At 44.4% G+C, this 18,911-nt stretch carries 20 protein-coding genes and 1 pseudogene; 11 read left to right on the forward strand and 10 right to left on the reverse strand.

Going from position 1 to position 18,911, the window contains the following annotated elements; translation table 11 throughout:
- The 5 genes from Q4B79_RS07680 to Q4B79_RS07700 form a co-directional block, all read left to right on the forward strand.
- Positions 1-80: hypothetical protein (locus Q4B79_RS07680; protein ID WP_303085868.1), on the forward strand; the 80-nt coding region annotated here is incomplete at its 5' end.
- Positions 81-98: 18 nt separating this feature from the next.
- Positions 99-347, forward strand: coding sequence for a hypothetical protein (locus tag Q4B79_RS07685; RefSeq protein ID WP_303085841.1), 249 nt, complete (start codon positions 99-101; stop codon positions 345-347).
- Positions 347-736, forward strand: a complete 390-nt coding sequence (locus tag Q4B79_RS07690) for a type II toxin-antitoxin system VapC family toxin (RefSeq protein WP_303085842.1) — start codon at positions 347-349, stop codon at positions 734-736. The genes Q4B79_RS07685 and Q4B79_RS07690 overlap by 1 nt, the downstream gene beginning before the upstream one ends.
- 13 nt (positions 737-749) lie before the next feature.
- Positions 750-3,137: a phenylalanine--tRNA ligase subunit beta gene (pheT, locus tag Q4B79_RS07695; protein ID WP_303085843.1), complete on the forward strand. Its 2,388-nt coding sequence runs from the start codon at positions 750-752 to the stop codon at positions 3,135-3,137.
- A 55-nt stretch (positions 3,138-3,192) separates the two neighbouring features.
- Positions 3,193-3,480, forward strand: coding sequence for an integration host factor subunit alpha (locus tag Q4B79_RS07700; protein WP_303085844.1), 288 nt, complete (start codon positions 3,193-3,195; stop codon positions 3,478-3,480).
- A 60-nt stretch (positions 3,481-3,540) separates the two neighbouring features.
- Here the strand turns inward: Q4B79_RS07700 and Q4B79_RS07705 are convergent, their stop codons facing one another.
- Positions 3,541-5,253, reverse strand: a complete 1,713-nt coding sequence (locus Q4B79_RS07705) for a DEAD/DEAH box helicase (RefSeq protein WP_303085869.1) — start codon at positions 5,251-5,253, stop codon at positions 3,541-3,543.
- Between the two features lie 639 nt (positions 5,254-5,892).
- Between Q4B79_RS07705 and Q4B79_RS07710 the strand changes: the two genes are divergently transcribed.
- On the forward strand, positions 5,893-8,247 hold the full coding sequence (locus Q4B79_RS07710; protein ID WP_303085845.1) for a bifunctional (p)ppGpp synthetase/guanosine-3',5'-bis(diphosphate) 3'-pyrophosphohydrolase: 2,355 nt from the start codon (positions 5,893-5,895) through the stop codon (positions 8,245-8,247).
- Positions 8,248-8,333: 86 nt separating this feature from the next.
- Here the strand turns inward: Q4B79_RS07710 and Q4B79_RS09665 are convergent, their stop codons facing one another.
- On the reverse strand, positions 8,334-8,432 hold the full coding sequence (locus tag Q4B79_RS09665) for a transporter substrate-binding domain-containing protein (RefSeq protein ID WP_368500051.1): 99 nt from the start codon (positions 8,430-8,432) through the stop codon (positions 8,334-8,336).
- Between the two features lie 23 nt (positions 8,433-8,455).
- Positions 8,456-8,731 (reverse strand): annotated as a pseudogene (locus Q4B79_RS07715) (transporter substrate-binding domain-containing protein); the annotation flags it as partial.
- A 324-nt stretch (positions 8,732-9,055) separates the two neighbouring features.
- Between Q4B79_RS07715 and parC the strand changes: the two are divergent.
- From parC to Q4B79_RS07730, 3 genes are read left to right on the forward strand one after another with little or no spacing between them, the layout of a single operon-like run.
- Entirely contained in the window at positions 9,056-11,287 is a 2,232-nt protein-coding gene (gene parC, locus Q4B79_RS07720; protein ID WP_303085847.1) for a DNA topoisomerase IV subunit A, read from the forward strand.
- A gap of 19 nt (positions 11,288-11,306) precedes the next feature.
- Positions 11,307-12,254 carry a hypothetical protein gene (locus tag Q4B79_RS07725; protein WP_303085848.1) on the forward strand — a complete coding sequence of 316 codons (948 nt, stop codon included), beginning with the start codon at positions 11,307-11,309 and terminating at the stop codon, positions 12,252-12,254.
- 50 nt (positions 12,255-12,304) lie between these two features.
- Complete coding sequence (locus tag Q4B79_RS07730; protein WP_303085849.1) at positions 12,305-12,958, forward strand: histidine phosphatase family protein; 654 nt, start codon at positions 12,305-12,307, stop codon at positions 12,956-12,958.
- A 125-nt stretch (positions 12,959-13,083) separates the two neighbouring features.
- On the opposite strand, the gene Q4B79_RS07735 is transcribed toward Q4B79_RS07730, so the two are convergent.
- The 7 genes from Q4B79_RS07735 to dapA form a co-directional block, all read right to left on the reverse strand.
- Positions 13,084-13,488 carry a DUF6314 family protein gene (locus tag Q4B79_RS07735; RefSeq protein WP_303085850.1) on the reverse strand — a complete coding sequence of 135 codons (405 nt, stop codon included), beginning with the start codon at positions 13,486-13,488 and terminating at the stop codon, positions 13,084-13,086.
- Positions 13,485-14,048, reverse strand: coding sequence for a biotin transporter BioY (locus Q4B79_RS07740; RefSeq protein WP_303085851.1), 564 nt, complete (start codon positions 14,046-14,048; stop codon positions 13,485-13,487). The genes Q4B79_RS07735 and Q4B79_RS07740 overlap by 4 nt, the downstream gene beginning before the upstream one ends.
- A gap of 310 nt (positions 14,049-14,358) precedes the next feature.
- Entirely contained in the window at positions 14,359-14,673 is a 315-nt protein-coding gene (locus Q4B79_RS07745) for an NGG1p interacting factor NIF3 (RefSeq protein WP_303085870.1), read from the reverse strand.
- Positions 14,663-15,289 (reverse strand): hypothetical protein, encoded by a 627-nt coding sequence (locus tag Q4B79_RS07750; protein WP_303085852.1) that lies wholly within the window; start codon positions 15,287-15,289, stop codon positions 14,663-14,665. Before Q4B79_RS07750 ends, Q4B79_RS07745 begins: the two co-directional genes overlap by 11 nt.
- 479 nt (positions 15,290-15,768) lie before the next feature.
- Complete coding sequence (gene purC, locus Q4B79_RS07755; protein ID WP_303085853.1) at positions 15,769-16,482, reverse strand: phosphoribosylaminoimidazolesuccinocarboxamide synthase; 714 nt, start codon at positions 16,480-16,482, stop codon at positions 15,769-15,771.
- 29 nt (positions 16,483-16,511) lie between these two features.
- Positions 16,512-16,787, reverse strand: a complete 276-nt coding sequence (locus tag Q4B79_RS07760; RefSeq protein ID WP_303085854.1) for a hypothetical protein — start codon at positions 16,785-16,787, stop codon at positions 16,512-16,514.
- 24 nt (positions 16,788-16,811) lie between these two features.
- Positions 16,812-17,714: a 4-hydroxy-tetrahydrodipicolinate synthase gene (gene dapA, locus Q4B79_RS07765; protein ID WP_303085855.1), complete on the reverse strand. Its 903-nt coding sequence runs from the start codon at positions 17,712-17,714 to the stop codon at positions 16,812-16,814.
- 297 nt (positions 17,715-18,011) lie between these two features.
- Here dapA and Q4B79_RS07770 point away from each other — a divergent pair, with 297 nt between their 5' ends.
- Together Q4B79_RS07770 and Q4B79_RS07775 are read left to right on the forward strand one after the other, a co-directional pair.
- Positions 18,012-18,260: a hypothetical protein gene (locus Q4B79_RS07770; protein WP_303085856.1), complete on the forward strand. Its 249-nt coding sequence runs from the start codon at positions 18,012-18,014 to the stop codon at positions 18,258-18,260.
- A gap of 248 nt (positions 18,261-18,508) precedes the next feature.
- Positions 18,509-18,742: a Blp family class II bacteriocin gene (locus Q4B79_RS07775; protein ID WP_303085857.1), complete on the forward strand. Its 234-nt coding sequence runs from the start codon at positions 18,509-18,511 to the stop codon at positions 18,740-18,742.
- Positions 18,743-18,911 lie beyond the last annotated feature (169 nt).

Here is an 18,911-nt window from a genome sequence, read left to right on the forward strand (position 1 = left end):
TTGCCATGCTCTATTATGGCATTGATGATTTGCGAGTATTTTTCCAAAATGATGTCAGATTTTTGGGGCAGTTTGCTTAACCAAAAAGGAGTGCAACTATGTTACAAAGTTATCAAGCAGTCATCGAACAAGGTCAATTAAAATGGCTAGATACACCACCACAAGTGCAAAATGCTCGCCTGATTGTAACGCTTTTGCCTGATGATTTGGTATTTAACCAATCTTTAACCTATGATTTAAATAAAAAAGGTGAAAGACGATTTGGTTTTATGCAAGGGCAAGGGGCTTTTCCTGATGACATCAACAAATATGATGATGAAGTAGCAAGGTTGTTTGGTGTAGAATAATGTATTTATTAGATACACACATTATTGTATGGCTTGCCAGAGAGCCTCATAAACTTGATGAACGCATTAAAACATTACTGTTGCAGAAAAATGCTCGCATTTATTTTAGTGCGGTCAATTTATGGGAAATTGCCATTAAAAATGCACTGGGTAAAAAAGATTTTAATATTGATGTTGAATTGTTGTATCAACAATTGATTGAAAATCAATATTTACAATTGCCTGTTTTATCAAAACATTGTTATCCAATCAAAAATTTACCCCTACATCATAAAGACCCTTTTGATAGAATGTTAATCGCCCAAGCAATTAGTGAAAATCTTACATTAATTACCGAAGACCATTATATTTTACAATATCCGCATGTAAAAATTTTTAAAAACAGTTAATTTTGAGAAACTTATGAAAATCAGCGAAAACTGGCTCAGACAATGGGTCAATCCTGCCAATACTTCTGCCGAGCTTGGCGAACAACTCACCATGCTTGGCTTAGAATTAGACGACATTACGCCCATCGCCCCTGAGTTTAGTGGCGTGGTGGTCGGTCAGGTCATCACTTGCGATAAGCACCCCGATGCCGACAAACTCTCCGTTACCACCGTCAATGTTGGTACAGATGAGCATTTGCAAATCGTCTGCGGGGCAACCAATGTGCGTGCAGGGCTCAAAGTGGCGGTGGCGACCGTTGGGGCGGTATTACCCCCGATTGACGGCAAAGAGTTTAAAATTAAAAAAGGCAAACTGCGTGGCGTAGAATCACAAGGCATGCTTTGCGGTGCGTCCGAGCTGGGCTTGATTGATGAGATTGACGGGCTTTTGGAGCTGGACGATGACGCTCCGATTGGCGTGAATGTGCGTGAATATTTGGGGTTAGACGGTCAGATTTTTGATGTGGCGATTACCCCCAATCGTGGCGATTGTTTGAGCGTATTAGGTTTAGCTCGTGAGATTGGCGTGGTTAATGGCTTATCCCTAAACCGTCCAGAGATCATCACCACCGCCCCCACGCTGGACAAGACGGTCGCGGTCAAAGTAGACAACCCCACCGCCTGCCCACGCTATTTGGCTCAGTACATTGGGAGCATTGACCGCACCGTCAAAACCCCAAAATGGCTAAAAGACAGCCTCGTGGCGAGCGGACTACGCACCCATAATTTTTTGGTGGATGTGACCAACTTTATTTTATTGGAACTCGGTCAGCCCCTGCACGCCTTTGACGCCGATAAAATTGTTGGCTCTATCGTGGTACGCCTTGCCCAAAAAGGCGAGACGGTGGAACTTCTAAATGAGCAAACCATTACCCTAAGTGGCGATGAGCTGGTGATTGCTGATGAGGTGGGTGTGCTTGCTTTGGCGGGGATTATGGGCGGAGCTCGCTCGGCAGTCTCAGACACCACGACCAACATCGTGCTAGAATCCGCCCACTTTAATCAGCTCGCCATTGCAGGGCGTGCTAGACGCTTTGGCTTGCATACAGACGCCAGTGCCAGATTTGAACGAGGGGTGGATTTTAACTTACCCAAAATCGCCCTAGACCGTGCCACGACATTGATTGCAAGCATTGCTGGTGGACAAGTGGGACAAATCACCACTGCTGAGAGCGTCTCTGATTTGCCAAAACGCACCACCATCAGCGTGCCATTTGCCAAAGTGGAAAAACTGCTTGGTATTAGCCTACCTAGCGATACCATTACCGAGCTATTAAACCGCTTAGAAATTAACACCACCTTTGACGGTACGGCATTTACCTGTCAGCCTCCAAGTCACCGTTTTGACCTTAATATCAGCGAAGACATCATCGAGGAGATTGCTCGTGTACATGGCTATGCCAACATCGCCCCACGCCTGCCCGAATTTGCGGTAGACATGAGCTATGATGACACGGCAGATTTGACCCACACGCTCAAACTGACCCTTGCCAAACAAGGTTATTTTGAGGCGGTGAGTTTTAGCTTTTGTGATGAAAAATTAGAAAAACTCCTAAACGATGACAAATTGGGCGACATTCTCCCCCTTGCCAACCCCATCTCCTCCGAGCTTGCGGTGATGAGACGCACCTTGTTATCTAGCCTACTACCCATCGTCAGCCACAACCTAAACCGTCAGCAAGCAGATGTTCGCTTATTTGAAGTCGGCTTGTCGTTTGTGGGTAAAGATGTTGCAAGCCTTGCCCAAATCAATAGCCTTGCCATCATCGCCACAGGTAAAGTCACCGACAGTATTCATGGCGTGCGTGCCACCGACTTTTATGACCTAAAAGCCGATGTCGAAACCTTGCTCCCTACTCATGTCTTGCCAAGCTATGAGCGAGCGGATTTGGCGTTTTTGCATTCAGGGCAAAGTGCCTATTTGGTGGTAAATGGCGAAAAAGTGGGCTACTTTGGACAGCTCCACCCAAGTATCGCAAGCGAGCTTGACCTGCCTGCTGTGTGGGTGGCTCAATTTGAGCTTGATAAGCTCATCAACCTACATCGCACGCCACTTGCCGTGAGCCTGCCAAGCAAATTCCCAAGCGTCAAGCGTGATTTGGCATTCTTTGTGGACAAATCTTTGTCATGGCAAGAAGTTGCCGACACCGTGCGTGCGTCCGCAGGCGAGTATCTGAGCGATGTGGTACTCTTTGATGTCTATGAAGGCGACAAACTGCCAGAGGGCAAAAAATCGCTTGCCTTTACCATGACACTTGAAAACCGTGAGGCTACCTTGTCCGATGATGAGATTAAGGCACTCATGGATAGGGTGGCGGTCGCACTTAGCGAGCGATTTGGGGCAGTGCTTCGTGATGGTTAATGCCATCTTATGCCTCCTATTTATTTTTATATTAAATTAATTTTAAGGAATACACATGGCGACATTGACCAAAGCAGACATGGTGGACCACCTAACCATTCGTCTGCGTATGACCAGACAAGATGCTCGCAAGCTCGTAGATACGTTTTTTGATGAGTTAAGCCAAAGTCTTGCCAGTGGCAAAGAAGTCAAACTCTCAGGCTTTGGTAATTTTGAATTAAAGGACAAAAAGCCTCGACCCGGTCGCAACCCAAAGACAGGCGAGGTTGTCCCCATCAAGGCTCGCAGAGTGGTTACCTTCAAGGCAGGGCAAAAGTTTCGCCGTCAGATTGAAGTTAAATAAGCAATCAAAGAAAAAAGACAAAAAGCAAACCCACTTACATCAACATAAGTGGGTTTATCTTTATAAATCGCCAAATTTGCGTTTGGCTTTTTTCTCTTGGCGTTTAGCAAAAAACACTTCTTCTACCACACGCTTTTTGGCAGGTTTTTTAAAGCCATCTTTATGATTATCTTTGAATCTGCCTTTAAATTCGCCTTTTACCCCCTCTTGATGGGCTTGCCTGCCAGCTTTTTTAAACTCATCACGCTTTGGGCGATGGTCATGATTTGGTCTGACAAAGTCTTTTTTGTCAAACTCTTTGGCAATATGTTCTTTTTTATCAAAGGGCTTATGAAACGGTTTATCAAAGGATTTGTCAAACGACTTTTCACGGCGTGGATAAGAGGGTTTGTCAAATCGCTCATTGGTGCGACTGCGTTCTTTTTTGTCAGACTTATCAAACGAGCGACCCTCAAAACTTTGCTCGCCACGAAAGCCAAAACGCTCGCCTCGCTCAAAACGATTATCGCCTCGTCTGCGACCTCGTTTACTATCCCTCTCGCCATATTTGCTAGGAGCTGGGCGTTTGGGTTCTAGTCCTGCCACCACTTCCTCTTTCATCTGTCGCCCCAAATAGCGATTGATGTGACCAAGCTGCCGTCTGTCGTCCATGCTACATAGGTTCATGGCAACCCCTGTCCGCCCTGCACGCCCACAGCGACCAATACGATGAACATAGTCCTCGACTTGACGAGGCAAATCATAGTTCACGACATGGCTAATCGCTGAAATATCAATACCACGAGCAGCGACATCGGTAGCAATGAGAAAATCACATTTGCCAGACTTGACATCATTGATGATGCGGTTACGCTTCGCCTGAGGTAAGTCGCCATGCAGATAACGAGCAGACAGCCCTGCTTCTGTGAGCGTCTCGGTAAGCTGTTCGGTAGAGCGTTTGGTGGCGGTAAAAATCACCGCTTGGTTAATCTCTGGGTTATTTAAAAGCTCAATCAAAATCTTATTTTTATGATGAAAATCATCGCAATAATACACACTCTCATCGATGTGTGCCGACTCCACCTTGATGGATACACGATGTGGATTGACCGTAAAACTCTCGGCAATCTTACCGACCGCACCATCCCATGTCGCCGATGACATCACGGTTTGGCGGACGGTAGGAGAGGCTTCCAAAATAGTCTTAATGTCATCAGCAAAGCCCATATCCAGCATGCGGTCAGCCTCATCAAGGATTAGCATGTCAAGCTCGGATAAATCCACTCGCCCATCATTCATGTGGTCGATGAGGCGACCAGGTGTGGCAATAACAATTTGTACGCCCTTACGCAAGGCACGAATCTGACCACCATAAGGAGCACCGCCCACCAGTGGCACACTAAATATCCCACGCATCTGGCTACTGTATTTGCGGACATTATCCTGAACCTGCATGGCAAGCTCACGAGTGGGTGTTAAGATGAGTGCTTTGATGGCAATCTTTTGATGACGATTGTGTGATTTTTGGCTAAAATCAGCAGACTTTTCTACCGCTTTGGGACAGGCTAATTTGTGCAAAATAGGCAGTACAAAAGCAGCCGTTTTGCCTGAACCTGTCTGGGCGGACAACAGCAAATCACGACCCTCAATGGCATGCGGTATCGACTGGGCTTGAATGGGTGTGGGTGTGGTGTAGCCTGATTTAGCGAGAGCTTTTAAAATGGGTTTGGCAAGGTTTAACTCTTCAAAAGTTGAAATTTGGGGCTGCTCGATGTCGCAGAGATGGTTTGTCATAAATAACCTTAAAATAACGTGGTCGTGGACGCACAAGCACTTCTCACACGCATAATCCAATAGAGTTAACGCATGTTGATGTGTCAGCACACCCACACTATCGCCAATCCGATGAGATTGGCACAAATAAATCATCAACGCAAATAACAAGAATTTATTTGGCATGACCATAAATCATACCAAACACGCCAATCTAGCAGGCACGATAAACATCAAACCCTCAGATAAGCTCCGATAAGTAAATGAGATAAGAACACACAAGAAGTCATTTTAGAGAAGCCATTTGCATGGCAATATTTGCGTTTTTTTGATATATTTGTTTTTGACAAACCAAATATCCAAACGCCCAAAGCACAAAACGATATCAATGTCTCTTAAACATCGTTTAGGAAAATACCTAACATCTTAAAATTTGCTGAACTTGATATTATAGCACAGTTTTTGCCAAAATATCACAAAATCTGACAAATCCTGATGGCATACCACAAAAAATAAAAGCCAAAACCAAAAACACCAAATGAGTACATTTATAAACATTTTGGCAAATTTTATCAATTTTACCTTTTAAAAACCGCCCAAAAATGCCATAATAGACCACAGAAAATACAGTCATTGAAAATTTAAATTAAAGGATGTTTTGTGGTACAAATCAGAGACAGCTTACCACTACTTACAGGTAAAGACACGGGCGATAGTGCCAGTTTGGCTGCAAGTTTGGTAGCGGAGCAATTACACCCCGATTTTAAGGCACAGCTTGACAGTCACAAGCTAACCACCACGCACGACCACACATACGCCACCGACACGCCTGCCAAAATCAGCGAAAACGACATCGATGTGGATAAATGGCTATCCAATGTTGCCGAGCGGATTGGCAAAAGTGAGCTTCCCCTCCTCAAAAAAGCCTGCGATTTTGTCAAAGTCCAAGCCTCCAAGCCTCACCATTCACGCTCTGGGGCGTACATCACAGGTATCGGCATGGCGGATATTTTGGCGTATCTATTTCAAGACGAAAACGCCTTAGTCGCCGCCATGCTCTATCGCTCGGTACGCCGTGAACTCATCAGCACCAGTGCCATCAGCGAGGCATTTGGAGAGGACATCACTCATCTTATCGAAGATACGCTGGCGATGGGTCGATTATCAGAGGCAATAGAAAGCAACAAACGCCTCGAAGATTATTTTGAAAGCGACAACAAAGAACAACTATCCACCATATACAGCATGCTCATTAGCACCACCAATGACGTGCGAGCGGTACTCATCAAACTTGCCGAACGCACCTTTGCCATGCGTGAGCTATCCTTTGCCCCGCCTGACCGCCAAAAACGTGTCTCTCGTGAGGTCATGACCATCTATGCCCCTCTTGCCCACAGGCTGTCTATCGCCCAGCTAAAATGGGAGCTTGAAGACTTAGCGTTTCGCTACCTTGCCCCTGATGAGTACAAACAAATCGCCAGCTTACTTGCCGAAAAACGCAGTGAGCGAGAGCTATACATCGAGGAAGTCAAGCAAATCCTAAAAGACGAGCTTGCCAGAGTGGGTATTACAGCCGAGTTGTCAGGGCGTGTCAAGCACATCTACTCCATTTGGCGAAAGATGAAAAAGAAAAACCTCTCTTTTGACCAGCTTTATGACATCAGAGCATTGCGTGTTTTGGTAAACACTAACGCCGAATGCTATCACACACTAGGCGTGGTACATGGGCTGTGGCGACATGTGCCAGAGCAGTTTGATGACTACATTACCAACCCCAAACCCAATGGCTACAAATCCTTGCACACAGTCGTCATCGCCAAAAACCGCACCTTAGAAGTGCAGATTCGCACCTTTGACATGCACTTTGAGGCAGAGCTTGGCAAGGCTTCTCATGTTAATTATAAAGAGGGTCTAAAAGGCAAACAAGACGACTATCTGACCGCCAAAATCAGCTCCCTACGTCAGCTATTGGTCGGCGATAAGAGTGAGCTTGATGAGCCTGAATTTGATGAATCTGAGCAGATTTATGTATTTAGCCGAGATGGGGATATTACCGAACTTCCCAAGGGGGCAACCGTACTTGACTTTGCTTACTATGTGCATACCGAAGTGGGTAACAGAGCACAAGGAGCAAGGGTAAACGGTCGCTATGTGCCACTAACCCACCAGCCCAAAACAGGCGACCAAGTTGAAATCATCACCAAGAGTAGTCGAGAACCCAACCGAGACTGGCTCGTATCATCACTGGGCTATATCCACACCAATCGTGCCAAATCCAAACTGCGTCAGTGGTTTAACAAACAAGACCGTGACAAAAACATCGAAACAGGCAAAGCTCTGCTGCTACGAGAACTCGAACGCCTCAGCATTAACACCGCCACCATCGAGATGACTCAGCTGTGCCGAGAGCTTGACTATAAGGGCGAGGAGGAGCTGTATCTTGCCATCGTGATGGGCGAAATCGGGGTCAGTCAAATCTCAGGCAAAATCATCAAAGATTTGCACTTAGATACGCCTGCCGACACCGAAACCACCATTAACGCCAAAGCACAGACACGCCCCAACAAATACAAAATCAACCTCGATGGGCTGGATAATGTTGAGATTCATCTTGCCAAATGCTGTAACCCTGTGCATGGCGAGCCAATTTGTGGATTCATCACGCTCATGAACGGGGTTAGCATTCATGGGGCAAATTGTGCCGAGATGGTACGCCTCGCCCAAAAAGAGCCTGACAGGGTCGTGCCTGCTCACTGGCAAGCGGATTTTGGGCGATACCAGCCAGTATGCATCGTGGTGGACGCACGCACCAGCAATGGACTGCTTCGAGACCTATTTAATGTCATCGACCGTGAAAAAGTCAATATCCAGCGTGCCGAAACGATGTTTGACGATGGTGTCAATGCACAGATGAGGTTCTATGTAGAGGTTGCTGGCATTGAGCATCTTTCTCGCCTGCTTGCCAAGATAGAGCAACAACCCAGCGTCATCAAGGCAAGACGTAGCGTGGGCTAAGTTTATGCGTTAAATAACTATAACAGCCAAAAACCACCAAAAAAGCGATGTATGACACATCGCTTTTATCACATCTCATCGCACGCTTATCGTGGTGCTGGCACGCCTAGCCATTTTTGGGAGATTTCGTCAAGCTTACCATTTTCGGTAATCTCATCGATGCCCTTATTAACTTTTTCGAGCAGTTCGGTGTTGTCTTTGGACCTTTATTTTTTGCAAGGGCGTTAATGACATCGATGTCAAACCCTGTCAAGACACCCTTTTCATCTATAAAGGCAAAGGGCGGAAAATCAGAGGTGGTTGCCACTTTGATGGTTTTGGCGTTATCGGTGGTAGGGGCTACCTCGGTCTTGACATCAACACCGCCGGCAGATTCAGTACCACTTTGGGCGGATTTGTCGCCACCACAGGCAAACAGTCCCAAACTCATCACAAATAGACAGGTAGATTTTAAAAAATTAAATGCGTACATGACATACTCCATATCAAAAAACCATCACCCATCACACACAAACAATCCAACACGCCCTCATGTCATGGATTTGGTAATTGATGACATAATATTTAAAACGACAATCCATTATGATTTATTATTTAGGCAAGCTAAATAATAAATCATTCCCATGTTATATCCATGCAAAAATTGTGCCTTAAACCACGCTTTAACATCACATTAAATTATATTATATATTACAATAAAAAATACCATGCTTTTTTTGCTCGCTCATACCATAAAACAGCACACAGACAAATAGCCAATCTCCCCCAATTTTGCTACAATACCCCAAATTTTTATTGACACCACGCCATGAAAACCGATTTTGACACCCGCTCCATTGCCGAATTTACTGAATCTGCCTACCTTAACTACGCCATGTACGTCATTATGGACAGAGCCTTGCCCCACATCTCGGATGGACTAAAACCCGTGCAACGCCGTATCGTCTATGCGATGAATGAGCTTGGGCTACGTCACACCGCCAAACCCAAAAAGTCCGCCCGTACGGTGGGCGATGTGCTTGGCAAATACCACCCACACGGCGACAGTGCCTGTTATGAAGCAATGGTGCTGATGGCACAGCCGTTTAGTTACCGTTATCCGCTCATTGTCGGACAGGGCAACTGGGGGTCTCCTGACGACCCCAAATCCTTTGCGGCAATGCGTTATACCGAAGCCAAAATGAGCAACTACGCCCACACGCTCCTAGCTGAGCTGGGTGATGGCACGGTGGATTTTATTCCCAATTTTGATGGCACGATGAGTGAGCCTGCGACCTTGCCCGCTCGCCTGCCCAACATTTTGTTAAATGGCACAACAGGCATTGCGGTGGGTATGGCGACCGACATTCCACCGCACAATTTGACCGAGATTGTCAAGGCGTGTATCAAACTGCTAAAAAACCCCGACATCAGCACGGCTGAACTATGCAAAACGGTGCTTGCTCCTGATTTGCCCACGACTGCCGAGATTATCACGCCCAAAGATGAGCTGGTTAAGATGTACGAAACAGGGCGTGGCACTTACAAAATGCGAGCCACTTATCATATTGATAAACAAGACAAAAACACCGTCATCATTGACGCTTTGCCCTACCAAGTCTCAGGCTCAAAAATCATTGAACAAATCGCCAAACTGATGGGCGACAAAAAAAGCACCCTGCCCATTGCCGACATCAATGACGAATCCGACCACGAAAACGCTTGCCGTATTGTCCTTGAATTTAAAAAAGGCAAAATTGAGCTTGATAAGATGATGGCACACCTGTTTGCCACCACCGACCTAGAAACGTCCTATCGTGTCAATATGAATATGATTGGGCTAAATGGCAAACCTGCCGTCAAAAACCTAAAAACCATTTTGTCCGAATGGCTGACTTCACGCCGTAGTGTCGTACTAAGACGACTTGCCAACCGCCTTGATAAGATTGACAAACGCTTGCACATTTTGGCGGGATTGCTTGTTGCCTATTTGCACATTGATGAAGTCATTGCCATCATTCGCACCGAAGACGACCCCAAAGCCATTTTGATGAGCCGTTATGGGCTGACTGACATTCAAGCGGACGCCATTCTTGACATCAAACTGCGTCAATTAGCCAAATTAGAAGAAATTGAACTCAATGCCGAACGAGACAAACTCCAACAAGAGCGAGACATCATCAGCGAACAAATGAGCAACCCTGAAAGTTTGACAAACTTACTCATTGACGAGCTAACAGACGATATGAAAACGCACGGCGATAAACGTAAATCGCCTGTGGTGGAGCGTGATGAGGCGGTGGCGGTCAAAGCATCAGAGCTTGTGGCGAGCGAGAGCGTTACCGTGATTTTGTCAAAGGCAGGCTGGATAAGAATGGCAAAGGGACATGAGATTGACCCCATGGCACTAAGCTACCGCACAGGTGATGAGTACGCCACGCACACGCTTGGCAAAACAAATGAACGCTTGATTTTACTGGACAACACAGGGCGAAGCTATGGGCTTGATGTGGTCAATCTACCGTCTGCTCGTGGGCAGGGAGAGCCTGTGAGCAGTATGCTTAATTTGGCAAATGGGGTAAAAATCACGCAGATTTTGTTCAATTCGCCAAACCCACTCATTTTGGCAAGCTCAAATGGCTATGGCTTTATTGCCGACACGCCAAACCTTGATACCAATCAAAAAGCAGGCAAGGCGGTGGTCAATCTGACCGATGACGCAAATCTATTGCCAGTTAGTCAATTAAGCGATGAAACCAAGATTGCGGTGGTCAGTAGCGTGGGCAATCTGTTGATTTTTAACCGTGATGAATTGCCTGTGCTTGCTAAGGGTAAGGGCAATAAGCTGATGAATTTAAAAGAAAAAGAAACAGTGGCGGCGGTGGTTGGCTTATCGGACAATGACAATCTTAGCGTCCATACTGCCAAACGCACACTCACGCTCAAACCAACCGACTGGGCAAGTTATCAAGGCAAACGAGCGGGGCGGGGCAGGGAGTTGCCAAAAGGCTTTTTGAGTGTGGTAAAACTTAGCAAAGAGGTATCGCCCAACGCACCATAGGCAGACTTGGAGTAAATTTATGAGCTACCCATTACCGCCCACACTTATTCAGTATCGCCGTGATTTTATTAAGACAACAATAAAAAATACAGTTACCGTATTTTTTGCCGTGTTGTTTTTTGCTGTGCCGATTTATTTTGTAGATTGGCACATACTCATCAAGTGGGGGCTTTGGGGGGTATTACTCCCTTTAATACCTACCATACTTTATATCAGCTTACAAAGCCGTCAAATCATTCGCCAAGACACACAAGGTATTACGATGACCTGTGGACTTTGGCGAAGAAAAACAGTAAGGATAAATTATCAAGACATCATCGATATTACTGATGCATCCGAACCCCAAAAAAGATCGCCGACAATTTTACAAATCTCATACCACAACAAAGGCGTCATTCGCCATCAAAACATCGCCTTGTGCCGTCATGATATGCAAACAGGGGTGGATTTTCAGGTATTTTTAATCCACAGAAAAGTCATCAATCAGGTATACAAAAAATCCGCCACACCAAACCTCCCCCTCCAAACCTTTTATTCTCGGTATTACTTGGTGGGATTTTTTATGATGGCTGTTGCGTGTGTCATGGGGTTATTTTTATTTTTTATCGGTATGGGCGTGTATTATTTTTTCGAATTCTCGATAGACCGCCAAATTCGCCTTTTTATGTTGGCGGGATTTTTAATTTTTATGATAAAGTCGTTTATTGGTGGCATTAAAAACATCTTAGATAGTGGCACTATCACGCTATATCCTGAGCATTTATTAATCAAAACCATTTTTAATAAAGAAATCATCATCAAACTATCCTCGCTAAATTATGAAAACATCGAAGCAGACATATCACACGCGAAGATGTTTCAAAGGTTTTATTTTAATGACGTAGGGCATAATTTTATACTCATCAATCATCATAGCCACGCCCAAATGATTAAAGATTTTTTACAAGAAAGTCTTGCCCCTAATTAACATTACTATCAAGCTAAAACACCATCTTTATTCGTCATGAGAACTGCCCCATGAAAAAATTCTACCTAATCCGCCACGCCCAATCTGAGTCCAATGCAGGGCTAAATGTCCGTCCTAACCATGAGATTGCCTTGACCGAGCTTGGCAAAACCCAAGCCGACTCGCTTAGTGATTGGCTCATGACGCACGTCCCTACCCCTACCCAAGTCTTTGTCTCTACCTACATTCGCACGCACGAGACGGCTCGCCCTTACTTGGATAAAATTGGCGTTGTGCCTGTGATGATTGAGCCACTTCGTGAGTTTAATTATCTCGATTATGAACACATCAAAGATTTAACTTATACCCAGATTGTTCGCATGGCGGACGACTACTGGGCAAGGGCGGACATTGATTATACCGACAGCCCCACAACTGATAGCTTTACCAATCTCATCGCTCGTGTCAAGGCGGTGCGTGATGACTTTGAGCGACTGCCCGATGGTACTTATGTGGTCTTTACGCACGGCATGTGGCTTGGCATGCTCATGTGGCAACTTTTGCACGGTTATCATGGCACACATTGCCCCCGAGTGTTTGACATGACTAAGTTTCGAGAATTTGAGCTTGCCATTCGCCCCAAAAACTGCGAAGTATTCGCCCTACTCGATGACGGCACACACCAAGCCATGACTAAGGTGTGGACACGTCATGATGATTTGTAAGTAAATGCTTACAAGGATTAGCAAGATATATTTATAAACAAATGTCAATCCCTATCAGCAAAGCCACAAACTTGGACTTGTGGCTTTGTTTTGTTGAGTAAATGGACTGCCTAACAGGCTTGTGTTTAGTGGTATGTCCACATAATCTGCTCGTCTTTGTGCCGTCCTTTGACAATAACGTGAAGCATCAGTGTATCATCTTGATGACTCAGCGTACTACTATAACAATCAGGTGAACACCAATGACTAATTTTGGAGATAATCTGGTCATTTTCATTGGCAAAAACAGCTATTAGCTCAAACACCTCTGCCCGTTTTCTATAAAAGTACAATAAGTTGTCATTCAACTCAAAGCGTTTAACATCAAAAGACGGAGTTTGTCCCACAAAAATAGTTTCCACAAAATCAAGTTTTAACCCATCATGATGTGTTACAACCCGACCCTTGGCATTGGCAAGCACCCTCTTATTCTGATACGCCAAAAAGTCAAGTGAGGTTACTTGACTTAATCTACGAAAAATTTGCCTCATAATTTTTCAAAAAAATTAAGTGCAGGCTTCATCAACACACATGCCAAATAGGCTTTAATCAAATCGCCAACAATAAAAGGATACAGCCCAAAAGCCAGTACTTTGTCAGATGGCACAAATAACGACAACTGCACCAAGCCACAAACATACATCACAGTGGTGGCAAAAACGGCAACCAATACACTTTTTGGTGAGGACTTTAACACGCCTTTATCGCTGGCAAAACCTAGAATCATCGCCATCAATACAAAGCCAAACAAATAACCCCCAGAAGGTCCAAGCAGTACAGGTAGCCCTGCTCTACCCATCGCAAAAACAGGCAAACCCATCGCCCCCTCTACCAAATAAAGCATCATTGCCATGCCTGCTTTTTTATAACCTAACGCAAAGCCAACCAAAAGCACAGCAAGCGACTGCCCTGTAATAGCCACAAATGGCGTAGGAATGGAGATTTGTGCCATGAGTGCCACCAGATTTGCACCAATGACGATTTGTAAAAAAGCTGTGATGGCAGGGTTTTTTGCTGCCCACGCCTTACCCATTGCTAATGCGTTATACATAAAAACTCCTTAATATTGTAAATTGTTTATTATACAAGTGTAAACCATTTATTGCAAACGTTATTTGATTGCATTGCCATCAGTCCAGCACCTTGGAGGATAGCCTAGTATTTCTTGTAAGTAAATGCTTACAAAGATTGACGACTTTTGCGTCTTTTCTGACGGAGCAGATTTTGGCATAATACACACATCAGCAAGGAATACGGCGAATGGATAAGCCAACATGGATGAACGCTGATACATGGACATTGGACTTGGACAAAACCTCCTTACAGCAAGACCGCAGATTCTGTTTGCGGTTTTGTTGTTTTTATATATCTACAAGCTCATACACATCATAGGCTGGCACTTCGTAGGGGTGGGCGATTTTGTAGGCTTCTATCACATCAGACAAACACTCATCAGGCACGATGACTTCTACTCGCCACTCTGGGACATATTCCACCTTATCAATCTCGCCAATGGCAGGATTTGCCCCTGTGAGGGGTTTAAACTGCCCCATACCCAGCACTTGCCAACTGCAACACTCATAATTACCCAGTCGCCCCGCCCCTGCGTCAAATAGGGCAGTTTTGACTGTTTCTAAATTAGGCTCAGGGATATAGGCGATGAATTTATAATACATCATCAATCGCCTTTAAAATTTTGTCGCCATCAACGATGCGAGACATCGTTTGAGCAAAAGGAAAGGAGCGACCCAGTAGGGCTTTTACTCTTTTAGCATCGATGGGATTGGCTAACTTTTTAAACCCTGTCAATTCTTGGAAAAATGTTTTGTTGGCACGCCCATAATGCTCAGTTTTTTGTACGTTGCCTGTCGCTTGACCATATGCCACAATCCCTTTGCCTGATTCATACAAAAACACCCAATCACCCTCTTTGATTTTGTTAATTTTTTCTTTATAACCATCCTCAAAGGCGGCGGCATAATGGTTGTCTAGCATGAAGTCGTGGTCGGCGATGTCATTGACTTTGTTGGTATTGAGTAAAAAGTAGTTGACCTTTTGACTTTCAGTCTCAATCTCAAGGGTCGCATTTTCGGCAAATTTACGTTTCCATGGCTCAATCACATGCTCATTCAGCAAACGATAAATGAGCTCTTGGCGAGAATAGCCAAAATGCTCGGCAATCTCCTGCAAAATCAAATCCTCCTTGATGGAAAGGCGAATGCTGAATGTCGTCTTGTCTTGATTGCGTTCCACAAAATCATCGGCAAGCGTATCTAGAAAGGTTTTGTTCATAAAAAACTCCGTAAATAGTTATAAAAAAACATCATTTCTGATGGTTAAATAATACAATTTTAATAATTATTTGTCAACACAAAATTATTATTTTTATGAACACATTTTATAATAACTTGATTTTAAAGATGTTTTACCAAAAATTAAACCCAAAATACCCCGCTTGTACAGTGCGTAGGGTACATATGCCCATAAAACTTTAACGTTACTACAAATTGGTTTGTGGCATAGGACTAGTTTCCCACACCCAAAATAAATCGGATTTTTTTAAAAGAGCGTGTCAGACACACTTCCACAAGACCATACCAATTTTTTGGTTCGGTAGGTATGGTTTTTAGATTCTGTGAGCACAATCGGTTGGTATATCTTACAGATTTGGGCAAATTTACCCCATCATTGATTTCAAAAACACCCCAAAGCCATCATTCGACTTTGAGGTGTTTTTATTGGTGGGCGTAGCAACCTAGCCAAACATCACCTTATGCAAGTGGTACGCCAATGCGTCTTGCCACTTCCTCATACCCTTCGACCACATCACCAAGCCCTTGACGGAAACGGTCTTTGTCTAGTTTTTTCTTGGTTTCTTTGTCCCACAGACGACAGCCGTCTGGTGAAAACTCATCACCTAACACAATCTTATCTTTGAACACGCCAAATTCTAGTTTGAAGTCCACCAGCATGAGTCCGCCTTTGTCAAACAGCTCGGACAATACTTCATTGACCTTATAAGTCAAAGCTTTCATCTCATCCAATTGGGCTTGTGTTACATAACCCAAAGCAATAGCGGTAGATTCGGACAGCATGGGGTCACCCAATTTGTCGTCTTTATAAAACAACTCAAAGGTAGGTGGCACAAGGGCTAAACCCTCTTCTAGCCCCAAGCGTTTGACAAGTCCGCCCGCCGCATAGTTACGCACCACGCATTCCACAGGAATCATTTTTAAACGCTTAACCAGCACTTCATCTTCGGATAATTCTTTTTCAAAATGGGTCTCGATGCCTGCCTCTGATAGTTTGCTCATGATAAAGCTATTAAAACGGTTATTTACCTTGCCTTTACGGTCAAGCTGGGCAATTTTTTCGCCATTAAAAGCAGAGGCATCATTACGAAAATGTAAAATCAAATAATCAGGATTGTCGGTTTCATAGACGGATTTGGCTTTGCCTGTGTAGATAAGAGCTTGTTTTTGCATGAATTTCTCCAAAATTTAACCTATACCACTTAGTGAATGCGTGGCGGTCTTGGTAGTTGGTACTGTGTGCCTGCATCATTGGTGGTAGGCGTTATCTTTTGTGGAACATCTGGCACATCATACAGCGGAACAAATGGTGCGGTCGCTTGCTGGGCAGGCAAAGCAATGGGGGCAGTCTTTTGGGAGCGTGTATAATCTAGGCTACCATTATCACGCTTAGATAGCACGCCCTTGATACTCTGACAGCCTGTGAGGATAATCAGCCCTGCAAGGATAACAGCGGTAAACTTAACAAATGTCGTCATTTTATTCTCTTAAAGCATGGTATATTAAAGTAAATTGGCTTTTTGTAGGGCGTTGTCAATCACGCCATGATACTCATCAGAGAGCCATACCAGTGGCAAGCGAATGCCTGTGTCAATCATACCCATTTTGTGCAAGGCGTATTTGGTGGGTTGGGGACTGGCTTCACAAAAGAGGTCTTTGTGCAAATGTGCCACCGTTTCGTTAAGTGCCAATGCTTTGTCAAACTCACCCGCCAAAGCAAGCTCAAAAATCTCGCTCATCACTTTGGGGGCGATGTTGGACGTTACCGAAATGTTGCCTTTTGCCCCAAGTTTGACAAGCTCCACCGCCGTTGGGTCATCGCCTGAGAGTACCACGATGTCATCACCCACTCGCTCAATCAAAGACTTGCCACGAGCTAGGTCGCCTGTTGCATCCTTAATCGCCACAATGTTGGCAATGCTGGCAAGACGGGCAACAGTATCTTCTGCCATGTCCACCACCGTCCGCCCTGGTACGTTGTAGAGGATTTGGGGAATGTCCACCGCTTCTGCCACCGCTTTATAATGCTGATAAATGCCCTCTTGGGTGGGTTTGTTATAATAAGGCACAACAAGCAAGGCAAAATCCGCCCCCACCGCTTTGGCATGGGCGGTCAGCTCTATCGCTTCGGCGGTGTTGTTCGCTCCTGTGCCAGCGATGACAGGGACACGACCATTGACTTGTTTGACAAAAAACTCAATCACATCGCCATGCTCACTCATCGATAGGGTGGCTGATTCGCCAGTCGTCCCCACCGCCACCAAAGCGTGTGTCCCACTCTCAATCTGCCACTCAATCAGGCGTGCCAATGCGTCATAATCCACCGCACCCTCTGCCGTCATGGGCGTGATTAGGGCGGTCATCGAGCCTTTGAGCCTTGCCTTTGCGTTGTTATAATCTACCATAAAACACCTAAATTTGATTTTTATGAACACCCTAGTTTAACATTTTACTAGGCTTTTTGAAATGTCAAAATTAAAATTATTTTCATTTATCAAAATTTTTAATCAATTTTTAAAAATAAACAAAAATAATAAATCAATAAAGCTTAATATTAACGGTATATTTTTTATTATGAGTGGTATTGTTTTTTTTAGTATCTTAGTACAATAAAAGCACAAGTTAAATAAATCGTATTTTTATTCAACTTGCATTCTCAACAAATGGGTTGTTGAGAATTATTATTCACAATGACTTAGGTCATGTCCAAAAAGGAAAATATGATGCGTGAATTGAATACAAATGAAATCAAAGCCGTAAGTGGTGCTCGTCGTTGGTCTATGGAGGGCATGGGTGGCAATCAGCAAGGCTACACATATGGTAGCTTTAAGTTCGGTAATTTTGGTAATCAAGGTGTGAATATCGGTGTTCATGCAGACGTTGCACATGGCAATGGAAGAACCCACTGGGGAGATAGAGGGGCAGTGGTGGGGTTTACGAAAAAATGGTAAGTTGCATATCAAAATCCGTATTGCTATTAACTCTCTTGGTAATGCTGGGGTGTTCCACCACGCACACCAAGTTGGACAATACGGATACAAAGAATTATCCGACTTACAATCCCAATTACTCTCGATTTGTGCAACACATACCCATGCCACAAAAACTTAATAGTGTGGAAAACCACGAAAGGTCTAGTATTGCAACAGAGTGCAAATCAAGCCATTGATATTAGTAAACACAAATAAGGAACTTAATGATGCGTGAATTAACTTTACATGAAATCGAAATGGTCAGCGGTGGCAAAAAGAAAAATTCAACAACTACGAATAATGATGCTTGTAGTTGGAGAAACTTTGGCAAGGCTGTCGTTGGTGGTGCAGTATCTGGTGGTGCAGGTGGTGCTGTTGCTGGCATGCCTGGTGTTGCTTTTGGTGCAACCGCTGGAGCTGCTGCTGGCATGGCGGTACATCTTGGCACTTGTTGGTGGTAAAAAGCATGGATGGTCGAAAATTTCTATTTAATTTTGTCTTGGCTTTCTCTCTATGGCTAGGCATGTATTATATTGTATTTAATGATTTAGCAATCGTTAAGGCTTTGATATTCTCGGCTGTTTATTGTGGTATTTGGGTGTTTTACTCATAGCACCTTTTTTATTATTT

This window comes from Moraxella sp., from assembly GCF_030525845.1.
Lineage (GTDB): Bacteria > Pseudomonadota > Gammaproteobacteria > Pseudomonadales > Moraxellaceae > Moraxella.

What these genes read in the sequence shown, in the direction of transcription:
- Q4B79_RS07700 (WP_303085844.1), top strand. Translation starts at nt 3,193, where the DNA reads ATGGCGACATTGACCAAAGCAGACATGGTGGACCACCTAACCATTCGT.
- Q4B79_RS07735 (WP_303085850.1), bottom strand. Translation starts at nt 13,488, where the DNA reads ATGAGGCAAATTTTTCGTAGATTAAGTCAAGTAACCTCACTTGACTTT.
- Q4B79_RS07745 (WP_303085870.1), bottom strand. Translation starts at nt 14,673, where the DNA reads ATGTATTATAAATTCATCGCCTATATCCCTGAGCCTAATTTAGAAACA.
- parC (WP_303085847.1), top strand. Translation starts at nt 9,056, where the DNA reads ATGAAAACCGATTTTGACACCCGCTCCATTGCCGAATTTACTGAATCT.
- Q4B79_RS07770 (WP_303085856.1), top strand. Translation starts at nt 18,012, where the DNA reads ATGTCCAAAAAGGAAAATATGATGCGTGAATTGAATACAAATGAAATC.
- Q4B79_RS07730 (WP_303085849.1), top strand. Translation starts at nt 12,305, where the DNA reads ATGAAAAAATTCTACCTAATCCGCCACGCCCAATCTGAGTCCAATGCA.
- Q4B79_RS07725 (WP_303085848.1), top strand. Translation starts at nt 11,307, where the DNA reads ATGAGCTACCCATTACCGCCCACACTTATTCAGTATCGCCGTGATTTT.
- Q4B79_RS07750 (WP_303085852.1), bottom strand. Translation starts at nt 15,289, where the DNA reads ATGAACAAAACCTTTCTAGATACGCTTGCCGATGATTTTGTGGAACGC.
- Q4B79_RS07740 (WP_303085851.1), bottom strand. Translation starts at nt 14,048, where the DNA reads ATGTATAACGCATTAGCAATGGGTAAGGCGTGGGCAGCAAAAAACCCT.
- Q4B79_RS07775 (WP_303085857.1), top strand. Translation starts at nt 18,509, where the DNA reads ATGCGTGAATTAACTTTACATGAAATCGAAATGGTCAGCGGTGGCAAA.
- Q4B79_RS07705 (WP_303085869.1), bottom strand. Translation starts at nt 5,253, where the DNA reads ATGACAAACCATCTCTGCGACATCGAGCAGCCCCAAATTTCAACTTTT.
- purC (WP_303085853.1), bottom strand. Translation starts at nt 16,482, where the DNA reads ATGCAAAAACAAGCTCTTATCTACACAGGCAAAGCCAAATCCGTCTAT.
- Q4B79_RS07685 (WP_303085841.1), top strand. Translation starts at nt 99, where the DNA reads ATGTTACAAAGTTATCAAGCAGTCATCGAACAAGGTCAATTAAAATGG.
- pheT (WP_303085843.1), top strand. Translation starts at nt 750, where the DNA reads ATGAAAATCAGCGAAAACTGGCTCAGACAATGGGTCAATCCTGCCAAT.
- Q4B79_RS07690 (WP_303085842.1), top strand. Translation starts at nt 347, where the DNA reads ATGTATTTATTAGATACACACATTATTGTATGGCTTGCCAGAGAGCCT.
- dapA (WP_303085855.1), bottom strand. Translation starts at nt 17,714, where the DNA reads ATGGTAGATTATAACAACGCAAAGGCAAGGCTCAAAGGCTCGATGACC.
- Q4B79_RS07760 (WP_303085854.1), bottom strand. Translation starts at nt 16,787, where the DNA reads ATGACGACATTTGTTAAGTTTACCGCTGTTATCCTTGCAGGGCTGATT.